This is a genomic window from Cellulophaga omnivescoria (genome assembly GCF_001999725.1).
Classification (GTDB): domain Bacteria; phylum Bacteroidota; class Bacteroidia; order Flavobacteriales; family Flavobacteriaceae; genus Cellulophaga; species Cellulophaga omnivescoria.
The window spans coordinates 279,180-302,973 of the sequence record NZ_MDDP01000004.1 but is presented as its reverse complement, the minus strand read 5'-3'; the positions used below and the strand labels follow the sequence as shown (position 1 = coordinate 302,973).

Annotated in this window: 20 protein-coding genes; 5 read left to right on the top strand and 15 right to left on the bottom strand. The window is 31.7% G+C overall.

Features of this window, described 5'->3' with window-relative positions; translation table 11 throughout:
* Positions 1-204: 204 nt before the first annotated feature.
* The 9 genes from BFJ87_RS03685 to BFJ87_RS03645 all read right to left on the bottom strand — a co-directional run bounded on the left by BFJ87_RS03685 (position 205) and on the right by BFJ87_RS03645 (position 7,815).
* Complete coding sequence (locus BFJ87_RS03685) at positions 205-486, bottom strand: DUF427 domain-containing protein (protein ID WP_077400078.1); 282 nt, start codon at positions 484-486, stop codon at positions 205-207.
* A gap of 104 nt (positions 487-590) precedes the next feature.
* Positions 591-1,325 (bottom strand): flavodoxin family protein, encoded by a 735-nt coding sequence (locus BFJ87_RS03680; RefSeq protein ID WP_077400075.1) that lies wholly within the window; start codon positions 1,323-1,325, stop codon positions 591-593.
* 30 nt (positions 1,326-1,355) lie between these two features.
* A complete protein-coding gene (locus BFJ87_RS03675; RefSeq protein ID WP_077400072.1) occupies positions 1,356-2,918 on the bottom strand; it encodes a protein adenylyltransferase SelO in 1,563 nt (520 codons plus the stop codon).
* A 3-nt stretch (positions 2,919-2,921) separates the two neighbouring features.
* A complete protein-coding gene (locus tag BFJ87_RS03670; RefSeq protein ID WP_077400069.1) occupies positions 2,922-3,197 on the bottom strand; it encodes a GNAT family N-acetyltransferase in 276 nt (91 codons plus the stop codon).
* A gap of 59 nt (positions 3,198-3,256) precedes the next feature.
* Entirely contained in the window at positions 3,257-3,808 is a 552-nt protein-coding gene (gene msrA, locus BFJ87_RS03665) for a peptide-methionine (S)-S-oxide reductase MsrA (protein ID WP_077400065.1), read from the bottom strand.
* On the bottom strand, positions 3,805-4,266 hold the full coding sequence (gene msrB / locus BFJ87_RS03660) for a peptide-methionine (R)-S-oxide reductase MsrB (RefSeq protein WP_077400062.1): 462 nt from the start codon (positions 4,264-4,266) through the stop codon (positions 3,805-3,807). The genes msrA and msrB overlap by 4 nt, the downstream gene beginning before the upstream one ends.
* Positions 4,267-4,430: 164 nt before the next feature.
* Positions 4,431-4,856 carry a 3D domain-containing protein gene (locus BFJ87_RS03655; RefSeq protein WP_077400059.1) on the bottom strand — a complete coding sequence of 142 codons (426 nt, stop codon included), beginning with the start codon at positions 4,854-4,856 and terminating at the stop codon, positions 4,431-4,433.
* Between the two features lie 111 nt (positions 4,857-4,967).
* On the bottom strand, positions 4,968-7,202 hold the full coding sequence (locus BFJ87_RS03650) for a TonB-dependent receptor (protein ID WP_077400056.1): 2,235 nt from the start codon (positions 7,200-7,202) through the stop codon (positions 4,968-4,970).
* A gap of 169 nt (positions 7,203-7,371) precedes the next feature.
* Complete coding sequence (locus BFJ87_RS03645; RefSeq protein ID WP_077400052.1) at positions 7,372-7,815, bottom strand: hypothetical protein; 444 nt, start codon at positions 7,813-7,815, stop codon at positions 7,372-7,374.
* Positions 7,816-8,003: 188 nt separating this feature from the next.
* On the opposite strand from BFJ87_RS03645, the gene BFJ87_RS03640 reads away from it, so the two are divergent.
* Positions 8,004-8,183 (top strand): hypothetical protein, encoded by a 180-nt coding sequence (locus BFJ87_RS03640; RefSeq protein ID WP_077400119.1) that lies wholly within the window; start codon positions 8,004-8,006, stop codon positions 8,181-8,183.
* A gap of 45 nt (positions 8,184-8,228) precedes the next feature.
* Here the strand turns inward: BFJ87_RS03640 and BFJ87_RS03635 are convergent, their stop codons facing one another.
* Positions 8,229-9,785, bottom strand: coding sequence for an NAD(P)/FAD-dependent oxidoreductase (locus BFJ87_RS03635; protein ID WP_077400049.1), 1,557 nt, complete (start codon positions 9,783-9,785; stop codon positions 8,229-8,231).
* 246 nt (positions 9,786-10,031) lie between these two features.
* Here BFJ87_RS03635 and BFJ87_RS03630 point away from each other — a divergent pair, with 246 nt between their 5' ends.
* From BFJ87_RS03630 to BFJ87_RS03620, 3 genes are read left to right on the top strand one after another with little or no spacing between them, the layout of a single operon-like run.
* Positions 10,032-10,634, top strand: a complete 603-nt coding sequence (locus BFJ87_RS03630; protein ID WP_077400046.1) for a SatD family protein — start codon at positions 10,032-10,034, stop codon at positions 10,632-10,634.
* Positions 10,628-11,344, top strand: a complete 717-nt coding sequence (locus BFJ87_RS03625; RefSeq protein ID WP_077400042.1) for a DUF3307 domain-containing protein — start codon at positions 10,628-10,630, stop codon at positions 11,342-11,344. Before BFJ87_RS03630 ends, BFJ87_RS03625 begins: the two co-directional genes overlap by 7 nt.
* Positions 11,345-11,355: 11 nt before the next feature.
* Positions 11,356-12,096: a hypothetical protein gene (locus BFJ87_RS03620; RefSeq protein WP_077400039.1), complete on the top strand. Its 741-nt coding sequence runs from the start codon at positions 11,356-11,358 to the stop codon at positions 12,094-12,096.
* Positions 12,097-12,242: 146 nt separating this feature from the next.
* Here BFJ87_RS03620 and BFJ87_RS03615 read toward each other — a convergent pair whose 3' ends face one another.
* The 5 genes from BFJ87_RS03615 to BFJ87_RS03595 all read right to left on the bottom strand — a co-directional run bounded on the left by BFJ87_RS03615 (position 12,243) and on the right by BFJ87_RS03595 (position 19,218).
* A complete protein-coding gene (locus BFJ87_RS03615; protein WP_077400116.1) occupies positions 12,243-12,872 on the bottom strand; it encodes a response regulator in 630 nt (209 codons plus the stop codon).
* 882 nt (positions 12,873-13,754) lie between these two features.
* A complete protein-coding gene (locus BFJ87_RS03610; RefSeq protein WP_077400036.1) occupies positions 13,755-15,809 on the bottom strand; it encodes a PorP/SprF family type IX secretion system membrane protein in 2,055 nt (684 codons plus the stop codon).
* Positions 15,810-15,918: 109 nt separating this feature from the next.
* Positions 15,919-17,136, bottom strand: coding sequence for a TolB-like translocation protein (locus BFJ87_RS03605; RefSeq protein WP_077400033.1), 1,218 nt, complete (start codon positions 17,134-17,136; stop codon positions 15,919-15,921).
* 138 nt (positions 17,137-17,274) lie between these two features.
* On the bottom strand, positions 17,275-17,655 hold the full coding sequence (locus BFJ87_RS03600) for a response regulator (RefSeq protein WP_077400030.1): 381 nt from the start codon (positions 17,653-17,655) through the stop codon (positions 17,275-17,277).
* A 3-nt stretch (positions 17,656-17,658) separates the two neighbouring features.
* The gene (locus tag BFJ87_RS03595; protein WP_077400028.1) at positions 17,659-19,218 is read right to left on the bottom strand and encodes a sensor histidine kinase; all 1,560 of its coding nucleotides are present in this window, start codon (positions 19,216-19,218) and stop codon (positions 17,659-17,661) included.
* Positions 19,219-20,185: 967 nt separating this feature from the next.
* On the opposite strand from BFJ87_RS03595, the gene BFJ87_RS03590 reads away from it, so the two are divergent.
* On the top strand, positions 20,186-23,761 hold the full coding sequence (locus tag BFJ87_RS03590; protein WP_171974461.1) for a carbohydrate-binding protein: 3,576 nt from the start codon (positions 20,186-20,188) through the stop codon (positions 23,759-23,761).
* The last annotated feature ends 33 nt before the right edge of the window (positions 23,762-23,794 follow it).

Sequence of the window (23,794 nt, the reverse complement as noted above, 5' to 3'; positions counted from 1 at the left end):
TTTTTATTATTTTTTAATTAAACTTATAATTTAATTATTAAAATGTGAGTTTAATTTTCGAAATATTTGAATATAAAAACAAAACCTCTCGTTATATTTTGGATCTTAAATAACAATTTTAAAACAGCATTTGCATATTTATGGTAACCTGTGCTTGGGGTTATCTTATAAAATTAATCTTCTGCTATTTTTAGAGTAAAAATACTATTCTACTACTTCTACACCTTTCCAAAAAGCAACATAACCTTCTATTGGTTTTGCCATTTTAGAAACTTCTGGATAATGCCAAGCAGCATCTTTATTTTCTTTACCATCTACAGTAACGCTGTAGTAGTGGGCTTTGCCTTTCCAAGGGCAAGTTGTATGTGTAGTTGATGCCGCAAAAAACTCTTGTTTAATGCTCTCTTTTGGGAAATAATGATTGTTTTCTATGACTATAGTATCATTACTCTCTGCTATAACTGTGTTATTCCAAATTGCTTTCATAAATGTGGTTTTTAGTTAATTTGTTATTGATTATTTTGTCGGAAAAAGGTGCTTAAAATTACAGTGCAACCATAGTGCTGTTTTACAGTTCGTTAGCTAGTTTTTTAACGATATTCAGGATTTTGAAAGTTCCATTTTTTACCATTATCCCAACCATCTCTAGAGTTTCCGTAACTAGGATAGCCTCCTTGTTCTTTTAGCATTTTAGCTAAGTGCATAAGGTTGTAGGTCATAAAGGTCGTGTTTCTGTTTGTAAAGTCGGACTCTAAGCCAACAGGAGTGTCTAATTTTTCTCCTTTCCACTCGGTGTCACCATAGCTAGGGCCTGGTCCAACTTCGCCAATCCAACCAGCATCAGCCTGTGGTGGTATAGAATAACCAATATGTTGCATAGCATATAAAATACCCATAGCACAGTGTTTTACACCGTCTTCATTGCCTGTAATAATAGTGCCACCTACTTTTCCGTAAAACAAATACTGTCCCTTTTCATTTGTCATACCACTCATAGCATATAGTCGTTCTATAAGCTTTTGTGCTTCAGAAGACTTTTCTCCTAACCAAATAGGCGTGCCAATAATAAGTATATCAGCATCTATAATTTTTTTAAATAACTCTGGCCATTCATCTTTATCCCAGCCGTACTCTGTCATATCTGGATAAACACCACTAGCAACATCGTGATCTACAAGTCGTAATTGTTCTACAGTAACATTCTCTTTACGCATTATTTGTTTAGAAACCTCCATAAGTTTAGAAGTATGACTTTCTGATGGTGATTTTTTAAGTGTACAGTTAATGTACATTGCTTTTAAATTACTAAAATCTGTTTTTTGCATAGTGTCTGTTTTATTAGTTATGACCAGATATTATGAGCTACAGGATAACATAGAGCAACCAACCTTATGTTTTGCCCAATCTGGTCTTTTGGCAAACCATTTTTGATGTTCTGGTTGATCTTCATATGGATTTTTTAAAAGCTGATATAGTTCCTCTAGTACGCTGTAATTACCATTGTCTGCAGCATCAATTGCTAATTGCGCCATATAGTTGCGTAATACGTACTTAGGGTTAGTTAGGTTCATCTTTACTTTACGTTCATCATCTGTTGTTTTTTCTAACTTTAACCTGCTAGCATATGCAGTAAACCAATTGTTCCAATGTGTTTTTATATCATCTGTTACTGTGTTTGTATCATAAAAAGCCTCTTTAATGCTGTTTAGAGCTTCTTTAGGAGCGTTTTTATTAAAAGTGGATAAGTTCCTGTAGAAGATAGTCATATCGGTTTCTACGCGCTGTAAATTTCCTTCAAGCTGTTCTATAAGTTTGTAATCTGTGTCAAATTCTGTAAACAAACCAATTTTAGAACGCATCATTTTTAAAGAAGCCTTATCATAACCAAGTTTGTAATTGTCTAAAATAGCTTCTAGGGGAGCGGCTTCATTTATCAAAGGAAACAAAGCATTTGCCAGTTGAAAAAGATTCCACAAACCAACATTAGGTTGGTTGTTGTAGCGGTAACGTCTGTTTTCTGCATCTGTAGTATTAGGTGTCCAGTCCGGATTATAATCGTCTAACCAGCCATAAGGACCATAGTCTATAGTTAAACCTAGAATAGACATATTATCAGTATTCATAACACCGTGCACAAAACCTACACGTTGCCAATGTACAATCATTTCTAGTGTACGTTCTGCAACTTCTTTAAAAAATGCAATGTATGTTTCTTTAGATGGATTGCCTAAATGAGAAAAATGATTTTTTATAGTGTAATTTACTAGCGTAGTTAAGGTAGTGGTATCTTCTCTTGCTGCCAACAATTGAATATTTCCAAAGCGTAAAAAACTTGGCGCAACTCTGGTAACAATAGCTCCTTTTTCATAAGCAGCATTACCATTGTACAACATATCTCTTAATACATTATCTCCTGTAAGTGCTAAAGACAAGGCTCTTGTTGTGGGTACACCTAAGTGGTACATAGCTTCGCTACATAAATACTCTCTTACAGATGATCGCAATACTGCTAGACCATCTGCTGATCTAGAATACGGAGTTTCTCCTGCACCTTTAAGTTGTAGAGCCCATATTTTATTGTTGTGTTCTACCTCAGCTAAATTTATAGCTCTACCATCGCCTAATTGTCCGGCCCAATTACCAAATTGATGTCCGCCATAACACATAGCATACGGTTTGGTATCTGCCATAACGCTATTACCTGTAAATACGTTTAAAAACTCTTTAGTAGCACTATCTTTTTTAGTTAGTCCAAGTGTACGTAGCATTTCATCAGAAACGTGAATTATTTCTGGGTTTGCAGTTTTTTTAGGGGTAACATAAGAAAAGCAAGCATTATAAACCTGCCTTCTATAATTTTCTAAAATAGGATCTGCAGGTAATTGCGATATGAATCTATTTTTTAAGTTAAATTTCATTCGTTAGGCTTGTTCAATTATAGTACTCCACTTATCACTTCTTTTAGCAATAGCCTTAACGTATCCGCAAACAGCTACAGCTTTGTACCCTTGTGTGGTAAGCAGCTCAAAAGTTTGTTCCACTAAAACTTTGCCTATGCCTTTACCTCTTAAGCTGGTAGGTACTTCAGAATATACTAAGTACATTTTACCATCTTTAAGCTTGTAATCTACAAATGCAGTGGCACCTTCTACATCCATAGTAAATTTTTGATTTTCTTTATCGTGTATAACTTTCATTATTTCTAAAATTTAAAATACCTGTAAATCATTAAGAATTACAGGTATTATATGTTGTATTAAGCTGTTATGCTTTTTAATTTATCTGCGTGCATTTGTCGTAGTTTAGCTAGTTTAGGGTCTATAACTACGGTACAATACCCCATTGTTTTATTATTTTTATAAAAACTTTGGTGTTCTTCTTCTGCGTCATAAAAAACACCAATGGGGCTAAGTTCTGTAACAATAGCATCTGCGTAATACGGAGCCATTTCTGCTAAAACAACCTCAGCAACCTCTTTTTGCATTTGATTATGGTAATAAATTACAGATCTATATTGTGTGCCCGCATCTGCTCCTTGTCTGTTTAATGTAGTAGGGTTGTGGGTAGTCATAAATATAACCAGTAAATCTTGGTATGATATTTCTGCGGCATTGTAAGTAACCTGCACCACCTCTGCATGACCCGTTAAACCCGAGCATATTTCTCTGTACGTTGGTCTACCAGGAGCAATACCACCTGTATAGCCAGAAACTACCTTTTCTACACCTTTAACCTCATTAAAAACTGCTTCTGTACACCAAAAGCATCCTCCACCAACAGTTAATGTTTCTAATTTTCTATTCTTCATTCTTGTATTTCCTTTCTATTTTGTAATTGTAAAGCCTCTGAGTTTATGCAGTAGCGTAAACCACTAGGTTCTGGTCCGTCTGGAAAAATATGACCTAAGTGAGCATTACATGTATTACACAAAACCTCTACTCGTATCATTCCAAAACTATTATCTTTTACATATTTAATAGCATTTTCTTTAATAGGCTGTGTAAAACTAGGCCAACCAGAGTTAGACTTAAACTTAATGTCTGAGTTAAACAATGGCGTGTTGCAGCAAACACAATTATACTCACCATCTGTAAAAGAACTACAAAAGGCACCACTATTAGCTGGCTCTGTACCTTTTCTACGTGTAATTCTGTATTGTTCTGGCGTTAGTATTTGTTTCCACTCTGCATCCGACTTTTCAACTTTAAAATCTGGCTTTAAATTACCTTTTACAGTAAAATGAATTATATTTTTCCAAGTTAGCATAAAATCAATTTATTTTCTGTATTGTAATTGTTATACTACTGTTATTTTATTTTTGATTTTAGTCGTTTTAAAATTGCTATCCTATCATTTTTATAGGGTAGTACTAATTGCTACAATATTTATCTAAACAGTGTTTTTTTAAAGATAAGAAGAACGCTTTAAAATTAGGGTGTTTTTAAGCTATCTTTAAGAGTTTTGTATTGTATATTAATTTTTTTAACACCATATTCAATAGCTTTTTTTACATCTGTGCCCATATAAATATCTATACGGTTACGCCATTTAGAGTGCATTTTGTCTTTTACTAAATATGTACCACTAAAGCCTTCTAGTTTTACTTCTGTATTTCTTACCAAACCTAGTTTTAAAAGATCTTTAGAAACAGCTATATATTTGTCTCCAGGTTTTAGACTATCTCCCCAAGCAGCAATTGTTGGGGTAGAAGAGGTTTGGTATGCCAAAGAGTTGTATGCTGTGGCTCTAACACTTAAGGTTTTCCATACATACGGATCCTCTTTCTTTTCTATACTTTTGTTAGCACAAGAAAAGAGTGTTATACAGCATAAAATGAAGGCAAGGTTCTTAATCATTAAACTAAATATACTATAATTTTATAAAAGTTGTATTTGTGTTTGGGGTTGATAAAAAATAAACCCACAACAAATGCTATGGGTTTACTAGGTGCAATAAAAATACCGTTTTTAAAAAGTTACGGAAACTTTAGCTTTTAAAAAGAACGGAGTACCTGGTGTAAAATGAATTTCATCTACAGGGTTATCTTCATTAAATAACCTTGTTTCTGTAGCAAACTGACTCTCGTTCCACTCTGTGTCAAACAAATTCTCTATAATAACTCCGTATGTCCAGTTTTTAGTATTGTAACTAAGATTAAAGTCAGATATCAAATATCCATCTGCAACAATAGAGTTATCTTCATTAGCAGGTCTGTCTTTTACGTATCTGTAATTTAATCCGCCAGAAAACTTACCAAGGTTGTTAAAAGTTAAACCACCTGCAGCAGTTAAAGAAGGAGCCAATGGTATGTAGTCTTCACCATCAGCTTCTTCTGTGCTTCTTGCGTAAGCATAGTTAGCATCACTATATAAATATAAGTTAGGTGTTATATTGTATCTAAAACCTAAGTCTACACCATAACGTTGTGTTTTTCCACTAGGTTCTACCACGCCAGCATCTCCAACATATACAAATTCTTGTTCTAAAAATAAGCTCCATAAAGCGGCGTTTATAACTAGTTTAGATGATGGTTTTAGAATTACACCCAAATCATTACCATAAGCAGCAGGTAATATTTCTTTACCATTGTTAGCTGTAACTACACGTGTGTCGTTAGAATGAAAACCAATACCAGATTTTAAAAATAACTGCACGCTAGGAGAAGCGGCATAAATAAAGTTTAACTTAGGGCTAACAAAAACCTTGTCTTCACTTAAGCTAGTATAAACAGTTTGTAGTTTGTCTATATAGTCGTTTTTAAAATAGTCTAAACGTAAACCAGGATTAATTGTCCATTTATTTTTCTTGTATTTAGCGTTTAAAAAGCTATACATATTTACTTCATCAATATCACCTAAAGCGTACGTTTCTAAAGTAGTTTGCCTGTTAGCTGTGTGAGATAACTCTACGTCATTTACATCATCATACCTAAAACCAGCACCAGCTTCTAATTTTAATTGTGAGTTGCCTTTTTCAAAATGAAAATTATGCGCGTAAACAGATTCTGCTCCAAAAATACTACGAGACTCTTTTTGTTTTATTTGATCGCCATTTACAGGATCATCTAAAAAAAACGTAAAGTTAGAGAACAGCTCAAAGTCGTACTTAGATACAAATGCCTTAGAAGTAAGAGACTCGTGCTCGTTAAATTGTTTGGTATGATTAAACCATAGGTTAGATCTGCTAGTTTTACCACCTTCTGTATCGTCTATTGCGCCAAACCTACCAATTAAACCTTGGTCTACAGCACGTTGTGGTATTTGTCCTGATGCATCCCATTTACTTTGAAAATGACTAGCTGTAATAGTAAACTCTTGGTCGTTATAATTATTAAAGTTGTAACGTCCCATTAAGTTTATTCTATTAAAATTCTGAGGAGAATCAAATACACCGTCTGTAAGTACAAGCTCAGATGCTAAGTACATATTATTTTGTTCTTCATCTAATAACTTAAGTATACTTACAGCACGCAAGCTGTTAAATTGTCCGGCTTCTACAGAAAGTAAGTTTTTGTCTAACTTCTTTTTGGTTTTTAGGTTTACATATCCAGCTGTGTTAAAATTACCTACGTTGGCATAGTAAGGACCTTTGCCAAAGTCTATATTATCTACCGTTTCTGGTATAATAAAGTGCATATCTGCATAACCTTGTCCGTGTGCATGAGATACCATATTTACAGGTAAGCCATCTACGCTTATGGCAACGTCTGTACCGTGGTCAATATCAAAACCACGTAAAAATATTTGTTCTGCCTTACCGCCACCAGCATGCTGACCAATAATTAGTCCGGGAACCTTACGTAAAATCTCTTGTGAAGATTTTACCGGAGAGGTTTTAACATCTACGTTTAAAAAAGTGCTAAGTGTGTTTACATTAGAAACCAAAACTACTTGGTCTAAAGACACTACACTTTCTGTTAAACTAATTTTAATGGTAGTATTAAGATGCTCTTCTGTAATTGTAATTTGTTTTGTAGCGTACCCCAGATTGTAAAAGTAAATAACATCGTTTAAAGAGACATTATTTAACTTAAAAAAGCCGGAAGTGTTAGAGTAGGTGTAGTCGCCATTTGTTTGGTTGTATACACTAACACCTTCTATAGGTGTATTATTACTGTTTGATATAATAGTACCTTTTAGCTCGTGCGCTTGTATGTTACTAAAACCAATTAGTAACAGTATAATAGTTATTATATTTTTCATTTGTTGTTGTTGTTTGTTGTAAATAGTATCCTTGTCAGGTTTAAAAACATTGCTTTAAATCTGAGATACAAATAGTATGTACGTAGCTAACCTATGGGCATAAAACAGCCCGTAGTAGCTAGTACTTTTATAAATTAATTTTTAATTTTTCTGCTAATTATAAGCAGTATTAAGCATGTGTGCTTTTGGGAGGTTTTTCTACAGCCGCTAAATAACCTTTTGTAGTTTTATTTGTGCTTGTATATATATAGTTAATGGTTAGTGTAGTGTTATTACTTATATTATAGGTAATTGGCTCTATAATGTGTTTGTCTATTTTAATTTCTTGTAAAATACCATCATTAGAGTCGTTCTCGTTCTCTGGAGCTCCAAATAAGTCGTTTATAAATGTAATTATTTGGTGGTCGTGGTTTTGTACATGTGTATGGCTGTGACTGTGTTTAGCTATGGAAGAATGGCTATGAGAATGTGCTGTAATACTATTTTGTGCTTCTATTGCGTGAGAAATAGCATGTAATCCATCTTTAATTTGGTTTTGCAACGGATGCAGCACGTACAGTAAGCTGATGCTTATTGCTATAATTTGTACTAGAAGTTGCTTAATGTTTGCCATCTTATGCTTTAAAAACACTATGTTATTATTGTATATTTAAGTGTTATTTTTGCAGCTACCAAAGCTATAAAAACTTATACACTCTTGCCATACTAACGAGATAATTTGAAGTAGGGTTTTAAAAAAAGTTAAAAAAAGATAAGTTTTTGTTTTAGGTTGATATAAAAGTGTTTAAAAAAGAGCTAGTTATGGGTAAAACAGGAAAAGAAAAAAATACATTAAATAAGGCTAAACACTCTAAGTTAATGGCCCGAAAAATTAATAAAAAGAAAAAAGAAGAAGCTTTACGTAAAGAACGCCTAAAAGCTATTGTAAAAAAAGCACAAGAGGTGCAAAAAACTAGTAACGAAAAAGCAGATAGCAACTAGTGTTGCTTTAGCTTAATACTAATTTTGCAGCAACAAGCTTATAATTTATATGCCTGCTACAGCAGCTTCAGCACATCTTTCGCCATCCATAGCTGCAGAAATTATACCTCCTGCGTAGCCACCGCCTTCTCCACAAGGAAATAAGCCTTTAATCTCTGGGTGTTCTAACTTTTCTGTTCTGGGGATATTAACAGGAGATGAGGTTCTAGATTCTACACCAATAATATTAGCTTCAGAGGTGTAATACCCATTCATTTTATCTCCAAATGCTTTAAAACCGCCTCTTAAACGACTTCCAATTAGTTTTGGAAACAGAGAGTGCATAGGAGCAGAGTTTAATCCTGGTTGGTAAGAGGTTTCATTTAGTGTTGTAGATAATTTTCCTTCTACAAAATCTGTTAGTCTTTGTGCAGGTGCAACTTGACTTCTTCCGCCTGCCGTAAAAGCTAGTTTCTCTAAATCCTTTTGATATTCTAACCCTTTTAAAACCCCAAACTTATTGTATTTAGGAATATCTTCATCAACATTAATTTCTACAACAATACCAGAGTTTGCATATAAATTATTACGTTTAGATGGCGACATACCATTTACCACAACTTCTCCTGGAGCTGTTGCAGCAGGTACTATAAATCCTCCTGGGCACATACAAAATGAGTATACACCTCTGCCTTTTACTTGTTCTACAAGGCTATATGCAGCAGCTGGTAATAACTCATCTCTTTGTCCGCTACAATGGTATTGTATGCTGTCTATTATATGTTGTGGGTGCTCTACACGTACACCCATTGCAAAAGATTTTGCTTGTAATGCAATTTCTTTTTTATGCAGTAAATAATAAATGTCTCTGGCCGAGTGTCCTGTTGCTAGAATTACACTATTTACGGCCATTTCATTACCATTTTCTAAAATAATAGCTTTTAAGGTGTTGTTTTGTATTTCAAAATCTACCACTTTAGTATTAAAATGAACTTCACCACCGTACTTTATAATATTTTCTCTAATATTTTGTACAAGCTTAGGTAGTTTATTGGTGCCAATATGTGGGTGTGCATCTACTAAAATTTGGTCTGTTGCACCGTGGTATACTAGGTTTTCAAAAATTCTACGTACATCTCCACGTTTTAAACTGCGTGTATATAATTTACCGTCAGAATATGTGCCTGCACCACCTTCGCCAAAACAATAGTTAGAGTCTTGGTTTACAATATGTTCTTGGTTTATTGCTTTTAAATCTCTACGTCTGTTTTGTACATTTTTACCGCGTTCTAACACAACAGGTTTATAGCCAAGCTCTATACAACGTAGTGCGGCATACATACCGGCAGGGCCAAAACCAATAATATGAACTTCTTTGGCGTTAGAAACATCTTTATAATTAAACGTATAATTACTGCTTTCTGGTGCAGGTTCTTGTATGTATACGGTTACTTTGTAATTAAAATAAATGGTAGGCTTACGTGCATCTATAGACTTACGATCTACTTTTACAGCAGTAATTTCTTTTTCGGGAACACCTAAATATTTTGCAGCTTTTTTGGTTAGAATACCTTGTATTGGTTCTTCTATTAATGTAGTTCTAAGCTGAATGTTTCTTACCATACCGCAAAAGTACTATTTTAAAAGAATTTCTCTTTTTTGTTAGTTAATTATTTTAGGTTGATGCTTTAATTGTGTTTTGAATGTATAATAATTACTAGTTTTGTAAATATAATATTGTTAAAAAAACCTATTTTTAAATTGATACACTCTTTTATATGTTTAAATGCATATATTTTAAATTATATGTTATATGGCATATAATTGTGATTATATGTTAAATAGCATATATTTGATGAAAAATTAAAAATGATAGCAGTTATAACAGGAGACATTATTAATTCTAGAGCAGAAGATGTAGGTGTTTGGTTACCAGAGCTTAAGGCTGAGTTGAAAAATATAGGCTCAGATCCAAAAGATTGGGAAATATATAGAGGAGATAGTTTTCAATTAAAAACTACACCAGAGTTGGCGTTAAAAGTTGCTTTTAAGTTAAAAACAGTACTAAAACAATTTAAAACGTTAGATGTTAGAATGGCAATAGGAATAGGAGAGCAAAGTTACATTGCAGAAAAGGTTACAGAGGCAAATGGTAGCGCTTATATAAATTCTGGCGAGTGTTTTGAAGAGTTAAAAAAGCAAACTTTAGCAATTAAAACACCTTGGCAAGAGTTTAATACGGTTTTAAATTTACTGCTAGACGTGTTAGAGCTAACCATAAATAATTGGACACCTAATTATGCACTTTTAATAAAAGAAAGCTTAAAAGATACCAGTGTAACGCAAAAAGAGTTGGCAGATAGGTTAGACAAAAAGCAAAGCAATATTAGTACTAGTTTAAAAAAAGCTGGTTTTGATGAAATTTTAAAAATATTAGATTACTATAACACACAAATAAAAAAACTATGTTAGTACTTACATTAAAGTTGCTTTTAGCTCATATTTTGGGTGATTTTGTGTTGCAACCAAATAAATGGGTAAAAGACAAGCTAGAGAAAAAACAAAAGTCGGCTTACTTGTACTGGCATATAGTTATACACTTACTAGCCTTAATGGTAGTTTTAGAATTTAATACAAATTACTTTATTGGTATTGCTACTATTGTAATTACACATTATTTAATAGACTTAGCAAAGTTAATATTGCAAAATGATGACAATGCTAGAGTCTTATTTTTTCTAGATCAATTGCTACATTTATTAGTGTTAGTACTTGTGGCTGCTACTTATACAGACTATAGTTTAGACCTATCTTATTTTACCACGCCCAATATAATACTGTTTTTTATAGCTATTTTTTTGCTTACAAACGTGTCTGCCATATTAATGAAGGTTATAATATCTAAATGGAAATTAGAAGATGAGTCTAAAAAATCGCTTAAAAATGCAGGTGCATACATAGGGGTGTTAGAGCGCTTGTTTATTTTTATGTTTATTGTTTTAGGCCAATGGAGTGGAATTGGCTTTTTACTAACAGCTAAATCTGTTTTTAGATTTGGAGATTTATCTAAAGCAAACGATCGCAAATTAACAGAATATATTTTAATAGGAACATTAATAAGTTTTGGTTTAGCCATTTTAATAGCTTTAGGCTATAAATTTATGCTACAACAATTACCATAATAGCATTAGTTATGAATAAAGAAAAAAAGCAAAACTCTACTTCTAAAATGCAAAAAATGCTACATTTAGATTATAGAAGAGATGATGATATTTGGTTAACAAACACACAAACTTTACGAAGATTAATTGGAGTTTTAGGCATAGCCTTACCTATTTTATTATTTGCTTTTTTATGGATTACATCAGAGCACGCAAGTGCATTAGAGTCTATTAGTCATTATTACTTTACGCGGGCAAACCCAATATTTATTATTGTTGTAAGTATTATGGCTATATTTTTAATGGTATACAAAGGTAGAGAACCTATAGATTTTTATATGTCTTTTATAGCGGGTGTTTTTGCAATTTTACTATTACTATTCCCTACAGATAATATAGCCATTACCTGTTGTGATGCAGACGCTGCGTATAGTGTAACTTATATACAAGATAATGTTTGGCGTGTACGTTTTCATTACATAGCAGCTGCAATATTTTTGTTAAGCTTAAATTATATGTCTCTTTTTGTATTTACCAAATCTAACAAACCTAAAACAGAGCTTACAAAGGAAAAAAAACAACGAAATGCAATTTATAAAATAACTGGCACTATTATGTTTTGTGCTTTGCTTGTAATAATGCTTGGTTTGTTAAAAGTAATACCAGAGGACTTTTATTATCAAAACCATATTACCTTTTGGATGGAGACGGTTGCTATAGAATGTTTTGGAATTGCTTGGCTGGTAAAAGGAGAAACAATTTTTACCGATTAAAAGTATAAAACCCCTGAAAAAATCAACAATTTCAAGGGTCTTATGGTAAAATATGGACAATCTACATAAATAGTATTCACTATTTAAATTTTAGTATAAGCAAAAGCATAAGTAGGTTTTGTTTGTTTTTGCTATACTGTTTTGCTTTAAGCACAATCTAACTGTCTAAGCTTGTCCAATGCTTCAGACTTAGAGTTTACATTAAGTTTTAAGTATATATTTTGGATATGAAAATTAACAGCACTTGCAGTAACAAATAGTTTTTCTGCAATTGTTTTGTAAGTTTCACCTTCAAATAAAAGATCTATAATTTCATTTTCTCTTTTAGAAAATTCATTAAAAGATTTACGCTGAAACATAGATATAACCTGCTTTGCAATGTCATTACTAATTGCAGCTCCATCAATCTTAATAGAATTTAATGCGTCATACAATCTCATTTCTGTGAGTGGTTTGGTTAAGTAACCATTTGCACCGTTTTTAAAAGCTTTTTTTATTAATGAAAAATCGTTTTGCTCACTAACAATAATAATTTTTGCGTTTACTGCTTTCTTTTTAAATTTAATTAATACATCTATACCACCAAATTCTTCTTCTGGAATATCTGTGATAATAATATCTGGAGCAACTGTGGTGGAAGATCTTAATGCTTCTTTGGCAGAGCTATAAATACCAATTAAATTGTAGTCTGAGTACAGATTAAAATAATGTTTGTACGTTTTTTTAAACAATGGATCGTTATCTATTACAATAACATTTAAATTTCTTGTTTGCATAAGTTGGGGGTTTTTGTATGCCATTATAGCATACAGGTTAAGTTTATAAATGAAATTTGGGGTTGTATTTAATTTTAAAATAGAAAATAGAAAACCTAGCCTTAATTATTTATTACAATAATTAAGTGTATTTATTAGATAGAAATTATAATTAAAATTAAAAGGGTAGGGGTACTCTTTTGTTTTAATTTTAGTTATAATACCTATTGTAAACAGTAAATTTCTAAGGCTACTATAAAATTAAATACAGAGATTATTATACCGTTTACAGCGTAGATTATCATTTTTGTGTAGGGGTAAAAATGATTGCTGATTGCAGTTTTTGTAGGTTTGTTTTTGGTTACTTTTTGTAATGTAAAAAAGTGTCATATAATTTGGGTTTTTGGGGGTGAAAGAAACTCTTTTACAAGTTTCTAAATCTATTTTTTAGAGTAAATAAATAGTATATTTTAAAAATGTAAACCCTTTTCTTAACGTTCATTTTAATAGAAAAGCTATACTTAATTAAATAGGTTCTACACTACTTATTTTGTTTCTCTATACTAAAGATATGACTTTTGCGTTAGTTGGCAAAATTTAAAAAGTAAGTAAAATCTCATTTAATATATGTTAATATGCACTTCATCGTTACTTTAATGCTTTTAAGCGTATATTTTAAAAGGGCTAATCGATAAAGTGTTAAAATTTTAACTTATTATTTAGAATTATTCTAAAGTAATTTTTTAGATGAACTGCACTTTTTTGTAAAAAAAAATAGTCCAAAAGACAAGTATAAGAACGTTATATACTTTGTCTTTTAGGACTACCCGCAACCCCCGATGCGTAATTTTCACTTATAAAATAACCCAATTTATACTCTAGGGAGAGTCAACTTATATTGTATTAATCTTCATATATATTTGCAGCTGTTGCTGTAGATGCAGAGTAAGTAGGTTTGTCTACTTTTAAAATCCATTTTTCATCTTGGTATTTACCATTAAGGTTAGATGCGTAAGCGTCTTCCGCTTCTTCCATATAGTTGTAATCTGCTATGTATACATAGTAAAGATCATTTTCTTTATTATAAAATTGTTTTGCATCAATGTTTTGCTTTTTAAGTTTTGTCATAAAAGCATCTAAGTACTTTTTTGTTTTGTAAACATTTGCAATTACGTAGTATCCAGACTTAACACCATCCATATCTGACTGGTTTACTACTTTTAAAGGAATTTCTTTAAATTTTTTGTTATCAGTTTTAGCAGCAACTGTTTTAGTTGTTTTATCTGCGTCTAACTTATAAGTAACCTTTTTAGTTTTTTTAGTAGCTACAGCATTGTTTGGTACAGTATTAACCTGTTGTGCTGTAGTTTGTATGTTTTGCTTAATATCGTTTCTTAAAATACGTACAATAGTTTCAAACTTTTTTTCTAATTCTGCGCTACGTGCGTTTTCAATAGAATCTTGTCTTAAAATTAGTTCATCTAATATTAATCTGTTTTGGTAAGCCAATGAGTTTTCATCTTCTTGTACTGTTGTTTCTGTAACAGCTTTAGATTTAGTAGCTTTTTTGTTTTTACGGTTGTTTTTTCTTTTTTTACTATTTAACGTAACGCTTTGTGACTCAAAGTTTCTAACTATTGTATTAAACTTATCTTGTACGGCATTTTTAGGACCAACTGTTTTTACAGCTCCTACGTATGTTTTTGGTGTGCTTTGTGTATTTGTTGTACTGTTAGCTGCTATTGTAGTTGTGTTTTTAGCTTCTGTTGTATTGTTTTGAGTTCTTTTTAAACTATTTTGTTTGGTAATTAGTGCTAAAATTTCATTTTCTCTTTTTTTGCTAGAGATTGCCATTTTGGTAGCGTCTTTACCACTTTCTAAAGCAACAATTCTTTCTTTATCTCTTTTTTGATCTTCCATAAGGGCTAATATTTGCTCCTCATAGTTTCTAATAATTTTATCTACTTTGCTGTCATGAGATTCTTGTGTGTCATTAGTTGCAAAAGCCGGACCATTGTTTTTAAAAGTATAAGCCAAAGATAACTCGTGGTTCCACCCTAAGTCTGTTTCATTATTCATTACATCTTTTTCTAATAAATAACCTAAAGACATTTTGTTGTTTAAGTTAAAACCTAATCCCATAGATATACCGTGTTCGTTATCTATTGTAGATTGTAACCAACCGTACTTAGGTAAATCTAATAACATAGAACCTACGTAAGATATACCACCATTTTCGTTTTTACCAACTTGTACAAGTGGCATAAATCTACCTTCTGCAAATAAACCTCTAGTTGCGCTAAATGGTTGTGTGTATTGTAAAGATGCTTTAACGCTTCTGTCATTAAAATTAGTAGAGAATGCATTGGTTGTTTGGTTGTACTTAACTAAATCTTTAGCGTAGATACCAACATCAAACCTACCCACAGATAGTGTAATTGCTGGTTGTATAGCTAATTTACTTTCTTTTTTAGCGTCTATTAACTGTAAGTCGTTATCATCTGCTATTACTCTGTTTTTATCTAAACCCTCGTTAAAATAAGTAACGTTAGCACCAAAAGTAAGCTTACTTTTTTCACTTAATTGTACTGCTGTTGCATAGTTTGCATTAAAACCAAACTCTTGTACAACACCCGCCCATTGGCTGTAAATACCAATTCCAAATGCAGCGTTATCGTTAATTTTACTACTAAAACCTACAAAATAGTTTTGCACATTATCATCAAAAGTAGCATACTGGTTTCTGTGTAAAATGTTTAAATAAGATTTGTTTTCTCTTACTAATGAAAAAGTAGGATTTATTAAAAATCTATTAAAAAACAATTGATTGTGGTATGAATTGTTTGAACTATTTTCTGAAACTGTAGCCTCTTGTGCTGTTACTGTTTGTAAGCTTAGTAAAATAGATACTAATACTAGTAAACATATTTTGTGAGTAAATGAAACTTGACTTTTCATAGTAGTAAAAATTACGGTTATTTTAGGGTGAAAAATGTAAGTACTTTTTTGCCAAAGTACAGTAAAGAAATATAAACTAAGGGGGTAGGTTGTTTATATAACTTGGGTCTTAATCTTCAAAAACAGATGTTGAATAGTTTATTGATGATTCATCATTAACAGCCTCTAGAGAGTTAAAATCTCTGTTTTTGTTAGTGTATGTAAAAGCAACTCTTTCTACATTTCCTTGTCCGCGGTTAGACATTACGTAGCCCATTCCGTTTTTAGATTGTAAATCCAAAGAAAAATCGTCTTTATCACTATTAATTCTGCTACCTAAATTTGCAGCAATACCAACTTTACGCTGACCAACTTCTACCATATAAATATCTAATCCTCCGTAGCCTTTATGACCGTTTGAAGCAAAAAATAATGAGTTTCCGTTTACAATTTTAGGATATAAATCGTTTTTTTCTGTGTTTACTTTTTGTCCTAAGTTTTTTGCAACTCCAAAGTCACCATTTGCTTTAATTGAAGCAACATAAATATCAAACTTACCAAAAGTACCAGGCATATTAGATGCAAAAAACAAACGTTTGCCATCTGCAGAAACAGTAGGGTGCATTGCCGAATAATTTTTAGGAGCTAATGCAACTTCTTTAACATTTTTCCATTCGCCGTTAACTTTTTGTGCTCTGTAAATTTTATGAACCAGTTCTTTTTTAGAAAAAATTCCAGTTGCTGGCTTTACATAAACACCTTTGCTAAAGTAAGCTGTTTTGCCATCTGCAGTAACTGCTACAGGTGTTTTATAAGCGTTGTGCTTGTCTGTAATTTCTTCTAAATAGTTGTTTTGTTGTGTAACTGTTTCTAAAGAAGAGTTTCCTCTTGGGTTAAAACTATACTCACCATACTTACCCGTATACGTAGTATTGTTTTTTTGCTTAGTAGTTTTGTAATCATTAGCTACAGCAGCCATCCAATCTTTATTAGAGTTGTGAGTATCTTTAGTTGTACTAACACCAACTTTTTTAAGTGCAAATTGGTAACGCTCTTGGTAACTTTTGTTTAGCATTTTGTCTTTACTAACATCTTTCAGTTTTTTGTACCAAAAAGCAGCAGTTTCATACTTTTTTACTAAAAAGTTTGCGTTACCTAGATCTTCGTAAATTTCTTTGTCTGTGTAACCTAAACTTTTAAGTTTTTTGTAATTGTCTACTCTCTTTTTTACTTCAACAGTAGTTGTTTTAGAAGCGTTACTTGCAACTGTATTTTGTGCAGATAACGAATAGCAGAAAAATGTAGAAATACATACTATAGCTGCTTTGTGGGTTATAAAATTTTTCATAAGATAGGGGTTAAATTATCACTACATCAAAGATCTAGTTTTTACCCGTTACCTGTACTAGTAAATATTCATAGGTTTTTGCTAAAAAAGGTTATTTCATCGATTAAATAACTCTTTTTTAAGCTGAAATGCACTTTTCTATCGTTTTTCGGTCAATTTGCTGCATATTATTTCAAACTCAGCTTTTAACTGATTTTCATCAATTGGTTTACGAATAATGTGCATTGGATTGGTTTTCTCTGCTCGTTCTATAGTAGAGGCATCAGAATTACCTGTTATAAATACAAATGGTATTTGGTAGTCTTTATTTATAATTTCTGCAACCTCCACACCATCTTTATCACCACTTAAGCCAATATCTAATAATATAATGTCCGGAGAAAAAAATCGTAAGGCAGAAATAGCCTCATTGCTATTACTAGCGGTTCTAACAATATTCTCGTCCATAGATTCAATTATGCTTTCTATAAACATTTGGATAATCATATTATCCTCTACTATGAGTACTTTTAATGCCATAATTTATGATGTTTGTTCTATTTCTTGAAATGTGATGATGTAATTTGTTCCTTTTTTAGAGTTATCTTTTTCAATATTACCTCTAAGTTGTAGGGCTAGTTTGTGTATTAATTTAAGTCCTAAAGATTTTGTATTTCTAAAATTGATACTTTTTGGAAATCCTTTTCCGTTATCTCCTATTAATAATAAAAAGTTAGGGTATACTAATTTTTTTACTTCAATGCTTAGTACGCCTTCTTGAATATCTTTAAAACCGTATTTTAAAGAGTTAGTAATTATTTCGTTAATCATTAATCCTAACGGCACAGATGTATCTAAATTTAAATACAAGTCTGTTGCTTTAATATCTAGTTTAATATTAGTTGCATTACCTTTCATAGAAATTAGCATAGTGTTTGCTAATTGTTCCATATAGCTTCCGTAATTAATTCTGCTTAAATCATTAGATCTGTAAAGCATTTCATGAATAATGGCCATAGAGTTAATTCTGTATTGGCTATATCTAAAAAGAGCTCTTGTTTCTTCATCCTTAATAAAGCTAGACTGTAAACTAAGTAAACTGGTAATTACTTGTAAATTGTTTTTTACTCTGTGATGAATTTCTTTTAATAATGTATCTCTTTCAGATAATCTGTTCTCTACAGTTTGGTTTAGGTTAGATATGTTTTCATTTTTAATATATAAAGAGTACACTATAATTAAAAATATAAGTAACCCTAGGTTAAGCAAACCTGCATTTTTATAAGTTTCAAATTTAAAAGTAGCAAGTCTATTTTCTGTATCTTCAATTTTTGTGCTCGTATATATTGTCCAAGGATGGTTGCCTTCTAAACTTATTGTTTTAGAAACATATAAGTTATTACCATTTTCATCCTTTTTGTTTAAATCTATCTTAGATAATTTGTAAAGTTCATCATCATTACCATAAAAAATTTCTCCTCTAGAGTTTAGTAATGTTAGGTTATAATTATCTAAATTTTTAAACCAATTTTTTGCGTTTAAATTTAGTCCAACTATTCCTTGCAATTCATTATTTACATATACAGGTGTAAAAAAACGAATTGTAGGTCTGTAGGGTATTTCTATTTTTTGTTTTTCTATATTAAGATCTAAATGAGAGATATATACTTCATTCTTTTTAGCTTTTATAGATTCTTTAAAGTAATACCTGCTAGATTTGTCTTGGTATTTTATTGATGAAGCCAAGGAGTCTATATCAACACGTATAACTTCTATGCCACTAGTATTAATTAATCTAGCTTGGAAGTAGTTAGGGTCTATATCTATAAAAGTTTTTAATTTCTTTTCAATTTCTAGAATAGATGTATTGTTCTCTAAATCTAACTCTATTAGTTTACTAATGTATAATACATTTTTTTTACTAATGTTATATAACTCGTTTAGCTTTGACTCTGTTTCTACAAGCTTATTGTTAGATTTTATGTTTTCTACTAATATTATGTTTTTTGTGAACGTTTGTACTTGATCTAATGAAACGTTCCAGATTACAATTGTTATTAATAGGAATAATATTACGGAAACTATAATTAGTTTTTTTCCCATAAAGTAAGGTTAAAAAGGGGTTAGTATGTAACTAAGGTAAATGGTATTCATAAATTTACAAAAATACTTCTAATTATAACACTGTTTTTTTGGTATGTATTGGCTGTAGTTTTGTTATAATAGTATAGATAGCAGTATATTAATTGTAGATTGTAGTATTTACTGTATAGTTAGCACAAATATATTATTAAAAAAAATTGAAGTAAAAGTGTTAAAAATATGTGAATTAACAAATTAGATAACAGTTGTTAGTATAAAATATAATTTTTAAGCAATATTTTGGCTTTGCTTTTATTTAAGTTTATTCTTGTTAAATTATTAATATTTATTCCAAAATACCTTTTATATTGTCAGTATTTCTAAGTGATTATGCATAATTGTAAAAAAAAATTATTTATATGAATTTTTTTTAATTTTAAAGTAAGAAATTACTTACCTTTGATGTATCCCCAAAGAATTTTTTTATCAACTTAATTATTTACAAAATGAAAACAATTGTACTTAAGTTCTACTACATTGCTAAAAACGAGTTTTGGGCTTGTTATTCACTCCTTATTTATCATATAAAATCATCTCAACTTTTATTTAAAAGTACAAGTTAAAAAGTACTGTTTGCTAAAATGTGCTACTTGGTTCTAAAACAAAGCCAAGTACTATAATTGGACTAATTTATTTAGTTGCATATAGGCATACTCATGTTTTTACTCAACATTTTTTAATGATATAGAAAAACTAAATCTTGTGATTTTTTCCAATCCGTTATTTTATAAAAAATTGTGTTTTTTAGGTAATTTCTTATGCTAAGTTATAAGCTATATTTAGGATATAAGTACATTATTTTTAAACAATACAATATATAGATAACAAAGTCTTAAACTTTTTTTAAGGTCACAAGGTGTTTATTACTAATTGTTTAACCCTTAATTTAAATTTTACTACTATGAAATTTTTTAAACCTCAATTACTTATGGCATTCATACTCTTTAGTATGTTTTTAAATGCTCAAACTCCAGACGGAGAATTAAAACGGTGGCATAAGCTTACTTTAACTTTTAATGGACCAAATACTTCAGAAACTGCTAATCCTAATCCCTTTTCAGATTACAGATTAGATGTAACTTTTACACACAAAAATAGCAACAGAAGTTTTACTGTACCTGGTTATTATGCAGCGTGTGGTAACGCAGAAAATACGGGTTGTACTTCTGGTAATAAATGGAGAGTACATTTTACACCAGATGATATAGGACTTTGGAACTGGACAGTGGTTTTTAAAACGGGTACTAACGTTGCAATAAACAATGGCGGTACTAACGGAGGATTTATGAATGGTACTACTGGTAGTTTTACAATTAACGAATCTAACAAAACAGGAAGAGATTTAAGAAACAAGGATTTAGGAAGATTACAATATGTAGGAGAGCACTATTTAAAGCATACTGGTACAAACCCTAATAATCCTAACGGACCTTGGTTTTTAAAAGTAGGTGCAGACTCTCCAGAAAACCGCTTTCATTATGTAGATTTTGATGGTACACCAGGAAATACAGCAGGTGGTAACAAAAGTAAAACTTGGCAAGCACATGTTACAGACTATAATGCTACAGATGCAAGTGCTTATACTTGGAACAGTGGTAAAGGTAAAGGCATATTGGGCTCGATAAACTATTTATACGGACAAGGTGCTAATGTTATCTCTTTTTTAACATGGGCAGCTGGTGGTGATGATGGTGCTGTTTTTCCACACATATTAAAAGGGGCATCATCAGATTACTCTAGCGCAAGCAAATCTGAACAGTGGAATAAGTTACATAAAGATAGGTTTGATGTATCTAAACTTGCACAATGGGAGAAAGTAATGGAGTATGCAGATAAAAAAGGTATGTACTTGCATTTTAAAACAATGGAAACAGAAAATTGTGAAAAAATGGATGGTCATACTTTTGGTAGGGAACGTAAGCTATACTACCGCGAGTTAATTGCCAGGTTTGCACACCATTTAGCATTAAACTGGAACTTGTCTGAAGAATCTACCATTAAAGACGAAGTGGTAAAAGCTACAATAAATTACATTAAAAATTTAGACCCGTATAATCATCATATCGTTTTGCATACTTATCCAGGGCAACAAGACCAAAGGTATAATCCGTTAATAGGTAACAAGTCTAACTTAACAGGCTTATCTGTACAAACAAGTCAAAACAACGTACATAAAGATATACGTAGATGGGTAATGAATTCAAGAAATACTGGTAAAAAATGGGTGGTAGCAAATGATGAGCAAGGTAGTGCATCACAAGGTATAATGGTATCTGACAAGCAGGTTAGAGAAAAAGTACTTTGGGCTACATTTTTAGCTGGTGGCGCTGGTGTAGAGTATTACAGTGGTTATACAAGTAATGATGGCGACCTTAACGGACAAGACCATAGAAAAAGAGGAGCTAAGTATAAGCAGGGTAGTTATGCACTTAAATTTTTTAACGAAAACTTGTTACCTAACTTAACAAAAATGGTTTCTGATGACGGTGTTACTGCAGATGGTAAAGATTATGTTTTTGCAGAAGAAGGAAAAACATACGCTATATACAGACCAAACGGAGGCAGTACATCTTTAAGCTTGCCAAGTGGTAATAATAAGTATAATGTACAATGGTTTAACCCAAGAGAAGGTGGCAATTTATCAGCAAAAACAACATTAGGCAATAATTTGGTAGCACCAGATACTAACGATTGGGTTGCGTTAATTACAAGTAAAAACGATGACGGCAACACTGTTTGTGATAATGTATTAAGATCTACCTTAACAAACGATGCCTATTTACAAGGAACAACTAGGTTTAACAACGCAGAATTAAGAGTAGAAAGTGGTAGAAGACTAGCTTACCTACAGTTTACAGTACCTACAACCTCTAAAACAGTTACAGGTGTAAAGTTACAACTTACAGTTTCTAGTGATTCTGGCAATGGTTTAATAGAGGTTTTTAAAGGAAGCTCTACTAACTGGACAGAGGCTAATTTGTCTAACACAAGCAAACCTGCAGAAGGCACAAAATTAGGGCAATTAAACACTACTTATAGTGTAGGTAGTACTTATACTTGGAACTTAACTAATATAACACCTGGCGAAACCATTACTTTAATACTAAAGCAAACTGCGGGTAATGATGTGTCTTTTTCTTCTAAAGAGGGTTCTTCTGCTCCTAAATTAATTTTAGAGGTTGAATGTGATGAAGCTAACGGAGTAGTAAATAACAATATTTCATTACCAGGAACATTAGAAGCAGAAAACTTTACAGATCAGTTGGGTATAGAAGTAGAAAACACATCTGATGTTGGTGGAGGAAAAAATATTGGCTATATAGAAAACGGAGACTTTACCAATTATAAAGTAACTGTTGCAGAAGCAGGTGCTTACAAAGTACAAGCAAAAGTAGCTACTAATACTGTTGGTGGTACAATTAAGATTGATGCAAATGGAACCAATGTTGGAGAACTTACAGTTGCAAACACAGGAGGTTGGCAAACCTGGAAAACGGTAAGTACAACTGTTAATTTAGATGCAGGTGAGCAAACACTTCAATTAAACTTTACAGGTGGTTCTGGTTATTTATTTAATGTAAATAAGCTAATTTTTGAAGAAGATGTTACTACTGAAGAACCTGGTAATGATTGTATTGCTGTAGAAAAAAATGGAGTAGTAGCTGTAGAAGCAGAACATTTTTTTAGTCAATCTAAAGATGGCGATAGAAAATGGTATTCTTTTAATGGAACCACAACAGGTACTCCAACTCCAGATCCAGATACAAACCACTATAACCAAGCTAGTGGCAACGGGTATTTAGAAATTTTACCAGATACAAGAGTAACTCATAGTGATCCTCTTAATGCTCAAAATTTTTCTAATCAGCCAGGAAAAATAGCTATTGTAGACTATAAAGTTAAGTTTTCTAGTCCGGGTAAATATTTTGTTTGGGTAAGAGCATATTCTACCGGATCAGAAGATAACGGTGTACACGTTGGTATTAATGGTACTTGGCCAGCTTCTGGACAAAAAATGCAATGGTGTACTGGTAAACAACAATGGACTTGGGAGAGCAAACAACGAACAAATGCAAACCATTGTGGAGAACCACAAAAAATATTTATAAATGTACCAAGTGCAGGAGTGCATACAATTTCTTTTTCAATGAGAGAGGACGGATTTGAGATGGATAAGTTTGTACTTTCTAAGACTTATACTAAACCTGTTGGAGCTGGACCAGAAGAAGTATTGGAGGGCTGCTCTAGTTCTAAAACCGCTAATGTTGCTTTAAAGGTTATGGCTAGCGATGTTAAAGTTTTTCCTAATCCGGCACAAGATTATATAACCATTACTGGAGTAACCAATGGAGAACAACTTATTATATATGATTTTACGGGAAATGTAGTACTTAAAAAAGAAGCTAGTACTACTGCAGAAACCATTGATGTTTCAGCCTTAAAATCGGGTAAATATATCATTTCTATTAAAGGAAAAGACGGAATTCATTTTATAAAAAAATAATAACCATAAGGCTACTTAGAGATTAATTTTCTA